At 33.0% G+C, this 16,387-nt stretch carries 1 protein-coding gene (cut by a window edge); it reads left to right on the forward strand.

All coding sequences use genetic code 11. The annotated features are described in order from the left end of the window. A protein-coding gene (locus ACH5BK_RS00860; RefSeq protein ID WP_404303859.1) for a hypothetical protein crosses the window boundary here: on the forward strand, positions 1 to 16,387 show its 5' end (the start). Its footprint extends 22,568 nt past the window's final position; the window shows 16,387 of its 38,955 coding nt (coding positions 1-16,387); the start codon lies at positions 1 to 3; its stop codon lies beyond the right edge, outside the window.

The raw sequence follows: 16,387 nt of genomic DNA on the forward strand, positions 1-16,387 counted from the left end.
ATGGCAACAGATAACAAATATGTAAAGTATCAAAATAAAAGTGTAAAAATCATTGACAAACCAAAGTCTGGTGAAAATGTTTCAGTTTATGTAAGACCTGGAGATTTAGTAGATTTTAAAATACCAGGAATTAATTTAGAAGATTTAGAGTATGAATTAGTTGGTGGGGATATTGTAATAGATATTCCAAATCAAGGAACTTTCACTTTTGTATCTATGGCTTTAATGGGATACAATGACACTCCACCTAGCTTTGCTAGTAATTCTGGTAAAAAGTTAAGTTTAGGTGATATTTTATCTGAGGTAGAAGAAATAAACTCTCTACCAATTGATGCCTTAGTTTCTAATATTGATGTTAATATTCCTGATAATACAGCAAAAGAGAATGAAGAAGGTGATGAAACACAACAAAATGCACCAACAACTCCACAAGTTATAATTCAAGAAGTAGAAGTTGCCCCAGAAGAAGATCTTGAAGAAAAAACTGATGAAAATGAGTTTGAATTACCACCTGAGCCAGCACCTGAAATTATTGAGGTTGATTTTACTGATGATGCACCTGATACTTCTAGTAGTTCTGAAACATCTAAAACAGAGGGTGTTACTCCTACTTTAGAGTTTGATATAGATATTCAACACGTAAATGCTATTGATTCATCTGATGGTACAACACTTACTGTTCAAGGTGGTGGGGGTGTTGCTTATGGAAACTACTATCCATCTGAAAGTGATACAAATATAAGTAGTGATGTTTTAAATCAATCTCAAAAAGAGACTTTAGATTATTCTGCTATTGAAGCAAGTCAATATAGTAACGTAGTAATTCATGCTGATGATAGCTCACTATTTGATACAAATAAGACTTCAAGAACTATTACAATCAAGCCAAATCAAGGTACTGGTTTTGCTCTTGATAAAATTGTAATTAGTGGAGATGATCTGCCAAGTGGTTTTGATGTTAAATATGCAACAAAGTCAGGGAATACTTATACTCTAACAAAAGATAATCCTGATACTGATGAGACTGAAGGCTTCACTGTAGATGGTAGTGGAAATGCTCAAATTACTTTTTCAATTGATACTACAAATGTAACTGTAAATAATCTTGAAACTGCTACATTAAAAATAGAAGCTACTTCAAAATTTGATATAAACAATGTATCAGAAGATAAAAAAGCAGATGTAGAAACACCTGTTTTAACTGAAATTGTTGCACAAAATGAGTATGGGTTAAATATCAAAGAGCTTCTTGAAAATCCTACTAAATCAGATTATTACTATAAGGAAGGGGCTGTTGATAGTGCTGGAAATGAACTTCCTACAGGTTTTGTTGTAACTGCAAATATAAATGACAATTTAATCAAAGGATCAGTAACTTTAGATAATACAATCTATGGTGGAATAGCAAATGATACTGTTATAACTGGAAGTGGTAAAGATAGTATTTATGGTAATACTGGTAAGGATATTATTGATTCTGGTGCAAATGATGATGTTATTGAATCAGGTGAAGATGATGACACTATAAATGCTGGAAGTGGAAATGATGATATTGATTCAGGAAGTGGTAATGATACTATTGTTTTAGGCCTTGGAGATGACTCTTTAGACGCAGGTGAAGGCATAGATACTATTGACTTTTCAGCCATTGATAATCAAAATAATATAGGTATTAATGCTAACTTAGAAACTGGAATCATCACAGGTGATGGATTAGATACTGTAAGAAATGTTGAAAATATTTTAGGTACGCAAGATAATGATATTCTAATTGGTTCTAGTGTAGATAATACTATAAAAGGTAATAAAGGTGATGATACTATCTTTGGTAATGCAGGAAATGATCTTATTGAAGGTGGAGAAGGTAAAGACACTATAGATGGTGGGGAAGGAGATGATTATTTAAATGGTGGAGCTAATAGTGATACCGTATCTTTTGAAAATAGTACACAAAAAGTTATTGTAGATTTAGAGACATCAACTACAAATGACCAAATAGGATCTGCAACTGGTGAGGGTGTAGATATCCTAGAAGATTTTGAAAATGTTATTGGTTCAATGTTCGATGATACTATTGAAGGAAATTCAGAAAACAATAGCATTTCAGGAAAAGCAGGAAATGATGAACTTAAGGGTTTAGAAGGAAATGATATCCTTGATGGTGGAGAAGGTAATAATAATTTAGCTGGAGGAGAAGGGAAAGATACTTTAACTTCGGGTTCTGGAAATGATAAATTAGATGGTGGAGAAGGAGATGATACTCTTGAAGCTGGAGCTGGAGATGATTCTTTAATTGGTGGAACTGGTAATGATACTTTAAAAGGTGGAGAAGGAAATGATACAGTTGATTTTTCAAATGCTTCATCTTCTGAAGAAGTAAACTTATCAACTAATCAAGCTTCTGGGGGAGAAGGAATTGATGATATTTTTGGTATTGAAAATGTTATTGGTTCAAAATTTGATGATAAAATTACAGGTGATAATGAAGATAATATCTTAGAAGGTGATAGAGGTTCTGATATTCTTGATGGTGGAATAGGAAATGATACTTTAAAAGGTGGAACTCAAAATGATGTACTTACAGGTGGATTAGGTGATGATACTCTTGATGGTGGAGATGGTTCTAGTGATACAGCTAGCTATGCAGATATTACAGCAGGTGGAGTTAATGTATCTTTAGAGATTACAACTGAACAAGATACAAAAAATGCAGGAACAGATACTTTAAAAGATATTGAAAATTTAACTGGTACAAGTTCTGATGATACATTAAGTGGAAATGCCCAAGATAATACTCTTTTAGGTGGAGCAGGAAATGATACTTTATATGCAAATGGAAGTTCAGCTTCTGGGTATGATTACTTAGATGGTGGAGCAGGAAATGATGACCTTGTAAGTTTTAGTAATTTAAATAGTTCAATTTCTATTGACCTTTCTTTAACAGATAAACAAAATACTGGTACACAAGACATAATTGTAAGAAATATTGAAAATGTAGAAGGTAGCTCTCAAAACGATTCAATAATTGGTTCAAATATTTCAAATGATTTATATGGTTTAGATGGGGCTGACTATATAGATGGAAAGGGTGGAAATGACACTATTTATGGTGGAAATGATTCAGATACTCTTTTAGGAAATAGTGGAAATGATGAGCTTTATGGTGAAGCTGGAGATGATACACTAAAAGGTGGTGCAGGTGTTGATAAACTTGATGGTGGAGCAGATAATGACACTTTAATTGGTGGTTTAGGAGATGACTTAATTGATGGTGGAACAGGGGTTGACTTAGTTGATTATTCTGCTTCAAATGCTGTTAAATTAACTTTAGCAGAAGCTGATCAAGAAGCAACAGCTACTATTGGTTTAGAAGAAGATACTGTTAAAAATGTTGAAAATATTAAAGGTTCACAATTTAAAGATATTTTAGGTGGAAATAGTGAAAATAATGAACTTGATGGTAACAGTGGAGATGATATTTTACTTGCAAGTGATGGAAATGATATTCTTAATGGTAATGAGGGAAATAATGATACTATAGATTATAGTGCTAGAAATAATGGAGGTATTGAACTTACTTTAGATTCAAACAACCCTGCAACCTTAAAAGAAAATGGAGTTGATAAAGATACTATTCTTCAAGTTGAAAATGTAATAGGTTCACAAGCAAATGATAAAATAACAGGTGATGAGAAAAACAACATCATAGAAGGTAAAGAAGGAGATGATACTCTAGCTGGTGGTAAAGGTAATGACTATCTTGATGGTGGAGATGGTGTAGATACAGTTGACTACTCTTATATTGATAATATTAAAGCTGATAATAAAGGTGTTAATGTTGATTTATCAAATAACAGGGGTACTGATTTAAATAATAATAACATTGACACTTTAGAAAATATTGAAAATGTTACTGGTACAAAACATGATGATATTATTACAGGAAATAGCCAAGATAATATCTTAGATGGTAAAGAAGGTGATGATACACTAAAAGGTGGAGCTGGTGATGATAGTTTTATTGGTGGAGAAGGACTTGATACAGCTGATTATTCAGATGTAGATGAAAAACTATTTATTGATTTAAAATCTACAACACCAAGAGAGGTTTCTACTGGTTTAGGAATAGACTCATTTGATTCAATTGAGGGTGTTTTAGGTGGTACAGATGATGATACTTTAATAGGTACAAACACAGAAAATAACTTAGTTGGTAATGGTGGAAATGACACTTTAATTGGTTTTGGTGGAGATGATACTTTATCAGGTGGAGCTGGAAATGACTGGGTTAGTTTTGGGTTTACTCATGAAGATGTAAAACTTGATTTATCTGATACAACATTGCAAGAAAACACAGGAGCAGGGAATCTTATCGTTTCAGGTGTTGAAAATATTGAAGGAAGCTTTGGTGATGACACTTTTAGAGGTAATAGTGATGAGAATACTTTAGAAGGTGGATATGGAAATGACACTTTAATAGGTAGAGGTGGAAATGATGTACTTGATGGAGGTAAAAACCAAGACTCTTATACTTTAAGAATCACAAATCCATCAGTAGCTGTATCTTTTGTAATTGGAGCTTTAACGATTTCTACAAGTGCAAGTGCAAATGAAGATATGATGCTAGATGCCTTAGTAGATGATTTTAATTCTAAAAATACAGATTTATCTTTAGGTAATCTAGTTCGAAATGGAAATGAACTTTTACTTCAGAGTTCACAAAATGTAGACTCTTTTACAAATGTTACAAATACACAAAAACAGTTTATTGATACTGCTGATTACTCTGAACTTTCAGGTTCTTCTATTGATGTAGATATGGAAAATGAAACTGTAGATGTTAGTGATGGTTCAAGTGATAGAATTATTGATATTGAAAGAATTGTTGGTACAAAACAAGATGATAGAATAGTAGGTGATAGTAAAAATAACATCTTAGAAGGTAATGATGGTGACGATTTCCTTTTAGGTGGAGCTGGAAAAGATATTTTAAAAGGTGGAGCTGGAAAAGATGTTTTAGAAGGTGGTGCAGATGACGATACTATTGATGCAGGTGCAGATGATGATAAAATAATTGCAAATTTTCAAGCTTCTAGTTTTGATACAAATGATAAAAATGATGATGTAGATGGTGGTTCGGGTATTGATACTATTGATTATAGTGGAACTGATTTTACTAATCATAAAATAAATGCAAATTTATCTCAAAATAAAATTGAGGTTGAAGGTGGTGACTATGATAGCGTACGAAATGTTGAGAATATCATAGGTACAGATTATAATGATGGAGATAATTCTACTGTAGAAGATGTTATTGTTGGTGATGAACAAAACAATACTTTTGAAGGTAAAAAAGGTGATGATTCACTAAATGGTGCAACAGGAAATGATAAGCTTCATGGTGGAGAAGGTTTTGATAAACTAGATGGTGGAGCTGGTGATGATAAGCTATTTGGTGATACAGGAAATGATACATTAGTTGCAGGAAGTGGAACAGATGAACTTGATGGTGGATTAGGTGATGATACTTTAAGTAGTGGTTCAGGAGATAATGTACTTAATGGTAATTTAGGAGTTGATACAGCTGATTATAGTGGAAGTAAAGCTATAAATGTAGATTTAAATATTACAACTTCACAAAATGTATTTTCTGATGGAACTTCAAATGATACACTATTATCAATAGAAAATGTTACAGGCTCTAATGCCAATGACATTATAAAAGGAAATGCAGAGGATAACTCATTATTTGGTTCTAGTGGAAATGATACTTTAGTAGGAAATGCCGGAAATGATACTTTAAATGGTGGCGCAGGATTAGAAGATGTAGCTGATTATTCAAATCAAACAAGTGCAATTACAGTCAATCTAAAAACACCAGATTCAAATGGAAACCAAGTAACGAATGATGGTCAAGGCTCTTTTGATACTTTAGAAAATATAGAAATTATTAAAGCTTCAAAAGGCAATGATGATTTAACAGGAAGTGATAACTCAGATACATTTATAGCAAATGAAGGAAATGATGTTATAGATGGTCAAGGAGGAAATGATGTTCTTGAAGGAAATGCCGGAAATGATACTTTCATTGGTAGTAATAATGATGGAATTGACTTTATAGATGGTGGAGAAGATTTAGATACACTAGATTATAAAGATATTTCAGGTGATATAGAAGTAACTTTAAATGGCTCAACAGAAGCTACTTTAAAAATTGATGGTGTTGATAATGATAGCATCAAAAATATAGAAAATATCACAACAGGTGATGGTGATGATACTATTACAGGTGATGATTTAAATAATACTATTATTACAAATGCAGGTGATGATAATGTACAAGGTGGAAGAGGAAATGACTATTTAGATGGAGGTTCAAATACTTCTGTTGGTGATAGTGTTGATTACTCTTACTTAGACGATATTACAGCATATACAAGTGGTGTAAAAGTAGATTTATCAAATGAAACAGCAACAGATTTAAATGCAGGTGATGCTGTTGGTACTGACATCTTAAAAAACTTTGAAAATGTAACTGGTTCAAAAAATGATGACTCACTTATTGGAAATAACTTAGAAAATACTTTAAAAGGTAATGATGGGGATGATACACTAGAAGGAAAAGATGGAAATGATTCACTTGATGGAGGTCTAGGAGAAGATACTTTAAAAGGTGGAGCTGGTGATGATATTTTAAATGGTGGTATTGGTGATGATATTGATACTGCTGATTTTTCTGATGCAAATGGAGATTTAAATATTGATTTAAATGCTTCTGGTGAAGTTGATATAGGTGCAGGATTAGGAAAAGATACATTTATTTCTATTGAAGGTGCTATTGGTGGGGATTTTAAGGATACTATCAAAGGAACATCGGGTGCAAATACTTTAAAAGGTAATGATGGAGATGATACTTTACTTGGTGGTGGAGCTTCATCGGGTTATGACTATATAGATGGTGGAAATGGTACAGATTTTGTAAGCTATAGTTATATCAAAGATGAAACTCAAGATGTTACTATAAATCTTGGTTTAGAGTATGACGGAGATGGGCATGCTTATAATGACTCTGATGGAGATGTAGATACTTATCAAAATGCAGGGGCAGCAGGAAATTTATTTATTAAAAATGTAGAGAACCTTGAAGGTGGAGCAGGAAATGATACACTAATAGGAAATCAGAAAGAAAATAAATTAATTGGTGGAGTTGGTGATGACTGGCTTATTGGAGGTACGAATAGCAATACTTTAATAGGTGGAGAGTCTAAAACATCAGATAGCAAAGAGATTGATGAAACAAATAATGATGCCCTATCAGGTTTAGGTATAGATACTGTTGATTACTCAGGTATTACAAATAGTATTGGAATAAATGCCAATATGAATGATGGCGATGATACATCAAGTCAAGCAGGAGAAGTTCAATACAATGGGAGTTTTGTAGATAAACTTTTTGGAATTGAAAATATTAGAGGCTCAAAAAACAATGATAATATTAAAGGTGATACAGATGATAATGTAGTAAATACTTTTGAAGGTATGGGTGGAGCTGATGTTATCTCTGGTGGAGCAGGAGATGATACTATTTATGGTGCATCTGCTACTAATGACTTAACATTTACTGATGGTGCTGATGAATTATCAGGTGGAACTGGAAATGATAAACTTTATGGTCAAACTGGAGATGATACTTTAATAGGTAATGAAGGAGATGATAGCTTAATAGGAGGAGATGGAAATGATACAGCTGATTATTCTTATTTAGATACAAGTTCAAATAGTGTAATTGCTGATTTCACTACAAATACTGCAACTGTTTCAAATGGAATTGATACAGATACTTTTAATAGCATAGAAAATGTTACAGGAACAAAAAACAATGATACTTTTATCATGCAAAGTGGAAATGTAGCAAATGTTATAAAGGGTGGAGCAAATGGTGTTGATACTATTGATTACTCAAACTACACTACAAATGGTATTGAAATCGATTTAAGTCTTACAGCCGCTCAAGAAATTGTATCAGGAGATTTTGATACTGTTGAGGGTATTGAAAATATTATAGGGTCTCAATTAAAAGATACTATCACAGGAAATGATGAAAATAATGACATAGATGGTCATGAGGGAAGTGACGCTATTATAAGTAGTGCAGGAAGTGATAATATCAATGGTGGAGTTGATGTTACATCTAATGATACAGATAGAGTTGATTACTCAAATCAAACTCAAAAAGTAGTATTAACTACACAAGCAGGAACTTCAAATTATACAGTAAATAAAACAGCTAGCTCATCTAATGATTCTTTAACAAATATAGAAGAAGTTATAGGTTCATCGTATGATGACACTATGACAGGAGATAATCAAAAAGATGTATTTAAAAGTGGTTCTGGAAATGATGAACTAATAGGTAATGCAGGGGATGACTCATTATATGGTGAAGACGGTGATGATAAGCTTATTGGTGGAACTGGAAATGATATTTTAGATGGAGGAGATAATACTTCTATTGGAGATACAGTTGATTATAGTTTAAGAACTGATGAGATTAAAGTTGACCTTACAAATAGTGAAGCAATTATTGATACGTCAAATGATGATTCATTTGATGCAACAGATGAACAAGATTCACTTTTAAATATAGAAAATGTAGAAGCTACTGCTGGAAATGATACTTTAATAGGTAATAACTCTAATAATACTTTAATAGGTAATGCAGGAAATGACTTACTTGAAGGTGGAATGGGTGCTGATTATCTTACAGGAAATGCAGGTGATGATACTTTTACTTTCAAAACTTCTAATGAAACTACAGGTGATTTTATTGATGGTGGAGAAGGTAGTGAAGTTGCTGGAGATAGAATTGATTATAGTTTAGTAACTAATGGAGTTAATGTAACATTAGGAGAAGCTGGAGTTGAAACTAATGTATTTATTTCAAATGCAAATGATCATAAAATAAAAGATATAGAAAACGTAGATGGAACAAATCAAAAAGATATTATCATAGGAAACTCAGAAAATAATACTCTAAAAGGTAATGATGAAGATGATGTTTTAACTGGTAATGCAGGAGATGATAAACTTTATGGTGGAAATAATAATGATGTTTTATCAGGTGGAGCAGGAAATGATCTTCTTGATGGAGGAGATGGAAATGACACTGTAGATTACAAGAATGCAAGTGAAGATTTAGATGTAAATATTACAAATGGAACTAAGTTTATTTCAACTTCACAAGGAACTGATACTTTTAAAGATATTGAGGGAATTATTGGTGGAAGTGGAAATGATAAGCTTACAGGAAATACAGGTGCAAATACACTTATAGGAAATGATGGTAATGATACTTTACTAGGAAATGGTGTAAGTACAGGTTCAGGAATTGACTATTTAGATGGTGGTGACAATACTGCAAATGGTGGTGACTTTGTAAGCTTCTCTTATAGCTCAACTGGAATTAATGTAGATTTATCAATTACAACACAGCAAGATACTGATGGCATAAATGGTGCTGACTTAATTATCAAAAACATTGAAAACGTAGAGGGAAGTAATGGTAATGATATTATTACTGGAAATAGCTCAAAGAATATCATAAAAGGTTTAGATGGAGCAGATTCTATAAATGCAAGTGCAGGAGATGACTATATTTATGGAGGAAATGAAACATCAGATAATTCATTAAATGATATAGTTGATTATTCAACACAATCTAAAAAAATTATTCTTACACAAGATTTGGGTAGTGCAGATTATACAGTAAATAAAGTAGCAGGTGGAAGTGATACTTTAGATGGCATAGATACAGTTATTGCTACAAATTTTAACGATGAGCTTACAGGAACAGATGAAAAAGATATTTTCATAGCAGGTGATGGGAATGATGAATTAACAGGAAATGCAGGAGATGATACTCTAAAAGCAGGTAATGGAAATGACATCTTAAAAGGTGGTTTAGGAGAAGATTTACTTGATGGTGGAGAAGGAGTTGATAAGCTTGACTATAGTGATAGATTAAATGCTGTAAAAGTTGACTTAGAAAATGGACAAGCAACAGTTGATACACAAAATGATAATGACTTTGATATAGATGATGAAAATGACTCTATTTTAAATATTGAAAATATTGATGCTACAGATTATGATGATTACTTAATAGGTGATGAAAAAGTAAATACTATTGTAGGTAATGATGGAGATGACACTATTCAAGGTGGCGGTAAGGGAGATGTTTTATATGGAAATGCAGGAGATGATACCTTTAAATTTAGTTCAGCTGCCGATGAATCAAGATTTGATGTAATTGATGGTGGTGAAGCAAATGAAGATAATGGTGGAGATACTCTTGATTATAGTTCATTAACTTCAAAAGTAGATATTATATTAGGTGAAAGTGGTGTTACTACAGGAGTTACAGTAGGAACTAGAACACAAGATCATGAAATAAAAGACATTGAAAATGTTAAAGGAACTAATTTAGGCGATAGTCTATTTGGAAATAGTGAAAACAACTCTTTATATGGTAATGATGGAGATGATACCTTAAGAGGTGGTGCAGGTGATGATTACCTTGATGGTGGAGAAGACAATGATACAGTAGATTATAGCCAAGCAAGTGAAGACTTAAATGTTGATATTGAAGATGGAACTAAATTTATTAGTACATCTCAAGGAACAGATACATTTAAAGATATTGAAGGTGTTATTGGTGGTTCTGGTCATGATATATTAAAAGGTAATGACAAAGCAAATACTCTTATTGGTAATGCAGGAAATGACACTTTATTTGCAAGAGGTACTACTACAGGTACTGACTATCTTGATGGTGGTGAAAACGCCGATGGAAGTATAAGTTTAACTGATGAAGATTATGTAAGCTATGCAGATAATCCAACAGCAGGTGTAACACTTGATTTATCAAAAACAACTGCACAAGATACAAATGGCGATGGAAATGCTGATTTAATCATCAAAAATATAGAAAATGCTGAGGGTTCAAACTTCAAGGATATTCTTACAGGTGATGACCAAGCAGGTGGAAATACTCTAAAAGGTTTAGATGGGGATGATACTATTTATGCAAGTGCTGGAGATGATTATATTGATGGTGGAGCAAATAATGACCAAATGTCTTATGAAAATCAAAATCAAAAAATCATTCTTACTTCATCAGGAACTGACTATAGTGTAGATAAAGATACAGATGGAACAGATACTTTAACAAATGTAGAAAAAGTTGTAGGAACTGATTACAAAGATACTATGACAGGTGGTTCTAATGATGATATTTTCATTGCAGGAGATGAAGCAGATACTCTAAGAGGTGAAGCTGGAAATGACACTTTACAAGGACAAGATGGTGATGATTCACTTTATGGAGGAACTGGCGAGGATTTAATTGAAGGTGGAGCAGGAGCTGATACTTTAAGCGGAGAAGCTGGCGATGATAATATCCAAGGTGGAACAGGTAATGATAAGATAATAGCAAGCTACCAAGCATCAGGAGAAGATGCAGATAATATAAATGATATTATCGATGGTGGAGCAAATAATGATACAATAGATTATAGTGGAAGTGAATTTGATAGTCATAAGATAAATGCTAACTTGTCAACAAATACAATCACAGCAGATGGAGCAGATAGTGATACTGTAACAAATGTAGAGAATATCATAGGAACAAACTATGATGATTCAGATATAAATACAATAGATGATATTATCATAGGAGATAATAAAGCCAATAGTATAAATGGAATGGCAGGAGATGATTCACTAGTAGGAAATGATAATGACGATATTATCCGAGGTGGAGCAGGCTATGATACTATAGATGGTGGAGCAGATAATGATACACTATACGGAGATGCCGGAAATGATTTAATTCTTGGAGGAACAGGAGAAGATTCACTATATGGAAATGCAGATGATGATGTATTAGATGGTGGAGATAATGATGACTACTTAGATGGTGGAGCAGGGAATGATACACTTAAAGGTGGAGCAGGAGATGATTCATTATTAGGAGAAGCAGGAGATGATACTTTATTTGGAAGTACAACTGAGGGATTAGATGAATTAAATGGTGGAGCTGATACAGATACAGTAAGTTTCGAAGATGCAACTACAACTATTAATGTAGATTTATCAAATAGTTCAGCACAAGATGTTGGTGGTACAGCAGATGATGATGTTATTTTAAATAGTATAGAAAATGTAATTGGTTCAAACCAAAAAGATATTATCAAAGGTGATTCAGACCATAACTCACTATTTGGTGGAGCTGAGAATGATACATTAATAGGAAATGCCGGAAATGATATTTTAGATGGTGGAGATGGACTTGAAGATATAGCTGATTACTCAAATCAAGCAAATGCAATAACAGTAAATCTAAAAACACCAGATGCAAATGGAAATCAAGTAACGAATGATGGACAAGGCTTTGCAGATGAGTTAAAAAATATAGAGATTATTAGTGCTTCACAAGGTGATGATAACTTAACAGGAAGTGATAATGCAGATACATTCTTAGGAAATGCAGGAGCAGATGTAATAAATGCGAATGCAGGAGATGACTCAATAGATGGTGGAGCAGGAGCAGATATAATTCATGGAAATGCAGGTGATGATACAATCACAGCAGGAGCAGATGATGATGTAATCTATGGAGATGAAGGCGATGATAATATCCAAGGTGGAACAGGTAATGATAAGATAATAGCAAGCTACCAAACATCAGGAGAAGATGCAGATAATATAAATGATATTATCGATGGTGGAGCAAATAATGATACAATAGATTATAGTGGAAGTGAATTTGATAGTCATAAGATAAATGCGAACTTGTCAACAAATACAATCACAGCAGATGGAGCAGATAGTGATACTGTAACAAATGTAGAGAATATCATAGGAACAAACTATGATGATTCAGATATAAATACAATAGATGATATTATCATAGGAGATAATAAAGCCAATAGTATAAATGGAATGGCAGGAGATGATTCACTAGTAGGAAATGATAATGACGATATTATCCGAGGTGGAACAGGCTATGATACTATAGATGGTGGAGCAGATAATGATACACTATACGGAGATGCCGGAAATGATTTAATTCTTGGAGGAACAGGAGAAGATTCACTATATGGAAATGCAGATGATGATGTATTAGATGGTGGAGATAATGATGACTACTTAGAAGGTGGAGCAGGAAATGATACACTTAAAGGTGGTGCAGGTTCAAACTCACTAGTAGGAAATGATGGAGTTGATACAGTTGATTATTCAGGTTCTAAGGCTGTAACTGTTGATTTATCTATTTTATCTTCACAAGATGTATTTGGTGATGGTACTCAAAATGATAAATTAAGTTCAATTGAGAATGTAACTGGTTCTACATCAACTGATGAAATAACTGGAAATATTAAAGGTAACTCATTATTTGGTGCAGATGGAGATGATTCTTTAAAATCAAGTGCAGGAGATGATATTCTTGATGGTGGAGCTCATGATGATACAGCTGATTACTCAAATCAAACTCAAAAGATCATACTTACAACAAACACAGGTACAAATGAATATAGCGTAAGTAAAGGCTCAAACGGAACTGATAGTGTAAAAAATACAGAAACTATTATTGCTACAAACTTTGATGATACTATGACTGGTGACAGTCAAAAAGATATATTTATCTCAAGAGGTGGAGATGATACTTTAAGAGGTAATGCAGGTGATGATACCTTAAGTGGTGAATCTGGAGAAGATACTTTATTTGGTGGAACAGGAGATGATGAGTTATTAGGTGGAGATGATAATGATAAGTTATCAGGTGATGCTGGTGATGATGTTATTGATGGTGGGGCTGGTAATGATATCATTACTGCAAACTTCCAAGCAAGTAATGAAGATCTTGATGATACTGTAAATGATACTATAGATGGTGGAGTAAATACTGATACTGTAGATTACAGTGGAAGTGATTTTGATGGACATAAAATCAATGCAAATCTAACTACAGGTGATGTTACTGTTCAAGGTGGAGATAGTGATAGTTTAACAGATATTGAAAATATAAATGCTACTAATTACAATGACGGTGATAATAATACTATTGAAGATGTAATTGTTGGAAATATTTCAGATAACACTATAAATGGTCTTGCAGGTGATGACTCTATTGATGGAGCTGCTGGTGAGGATATTTTAAATGGTGGTGCAGGTTTTGATAAGTTATCAGGTGGAGCTGACAATGATGAATTATATGGAAATGATGGAGATGATACACTTGATGGTGGAAGTGGTGATGACTATTTAGATGGTGGACTTGGTGATGATACTTTTATAGGTGGAGCAGGTTCTAACTCTTTAATAGGAGATGAAGGAGATGATACAGTTGATTACTCAGGTTCTAAAGCTGTAACAGTAGATTTATCAGATAATACAGCTCAAAATGTATTTGGTGATAACTCACAATTAGATACTTTAAACTCAATAGAAAATGTTATTGGTTCAAGCGAAGCTGATGATATTACAGGAAGTAATAAAGATAACTCATTATTTGGTGCAGATGAAAATGATATTTTAAAATCAAGTGCTGGAAATGATATTTTAAATGGTGGAAATGGAACTGAAAATATTGCTGATTATTCAAACCAAAGTTCAGCCATAAATGTAAATTTAAATAATGCCCAACAAGTTACAAAAACAGCAGGTGGAAGTGATACTTTAGAAAATATCCAAATCATCCAAGGAACGGATAGTGCTGATAACTTTATAGGCGATGGAGCTTCAAACACTTTAAAAGGTGGTGATGGTAATGATATTATTAAAGGTAGAGGCTCAAATGATAGTCTTTATGGAGAAAATGATGATGATACTATCACAGGTGGAGCTGGTGATGACTATATAAATGGTGGTGCTGGAAATGATACTGCAAGCTATTTAGATGCAACAGGTTCGGGGGTTACAGTTGATTTATCAGATACAAATGCTCAAAATGTAGGTGGTAACTTAGGTAGTGATACTTTAGTTAGTATTGAAAATTTAGAAGGTTCAAACTTTGCAGATAGTCTAATTGGTGATAACCAAGGAAACATTATCAAAGGAAAAGAAGGCGATGATAAAATCACAGGAAATGCAGGAGCTGATAATCTTTATGGAAATGAAGGAAATGACACATTTATTCAAACTATAGGAGATACTACAGGAGATGTTATAAATGGTGGTAGTAACACAGATGGTTCAAGAGGTAGTGATACAGTTGATTATAGTGCTTTAAGTGATGCAAATGGAATAAAAGTATCTTTAAACGATACAGGAGTAGCAGGGGTTACAGTAGCTAACTCTTCAAATGATCACCAATTATCTAATATAGAAAATATCATTGGTACATCAGGAACTGATACTATTGAAGGAGATAATGCTGATAATATTTTAAACGCCCATACAGGTACAAATGATACTTTATCTTTTGAAAATGCTTCAAGTTCTGTATATGTAAACTTAGGTTCAAGTATTTCAAGTGATATTACAGGTGATGGTACAGCTGATAATATCAATGCTACAACAGCAGTAGGAGCTACTACAGGAACAGATACTATTACAAATTTTGATGATGTAAAAGGTAGTGTAAACAGTGATACTATTGTAGGTGATAGTGGAGATAATACACTTGATGGTGGAGCAAATGATGATATTTTAGTTGGTGGTGAGGGTTCTGATAGCTTAATAGGTGGAACAGGAAATGACACGGTTTCTTATTCTCTTGATACAGGCTCTATTGATGTTAGCTTAAGAAATGTAATTGGTACAGATGGTTATGGAAATACAGATAGATATGATTCTATTGAGAATGTAATAGGTTCTTCAAACAACGATACTATAGAAGGTAATGTAAGTGATAATATCTTAGATGGTGGTGATGGAGTTGATACTTTAACTTATAAAAATGCTCTTGCTGGTGTTACTGTAAACTTAGGTGTTGAAACAAATAATACAGGTAGTGATGGAACAGATACTATCAAAAACTTTGAGAACTTAGAGGGTTCTAATTTAGCAGATAATTTAACAGGAGATGCAAATACAAACACAATTTCAGGACTTAGTGGAGATGATGTAATTGATGGTGCAAATGGAAATGACTTCTTATATGGTGGTTTAGGAAATGACACTTTTACTGTAAAATTAGGCGATGGAAATGATATTATTGATGGTTATGTAGACTCACAAACAGATACAGATGATAGCTCAAATAAAGATAAAGTTGATTTTAGCTCTATTGGTGGAGCAAACTATGTAAATGTAGATTTATCAAATACAAGTACAGCAAATGCAATAGTTACTGATGGTATTACAGTAAATCAAAGTGATACTT

The sequence above is a fragment of the Arcobacter sp. YIC-80 genome (assembly GCF_044841725.1).
Classification (GTDB): Bacteria; Campylobacterota; Campylobacteria; order Campylobacterales; family Arcobacteraceae; genus Arcobacter_B.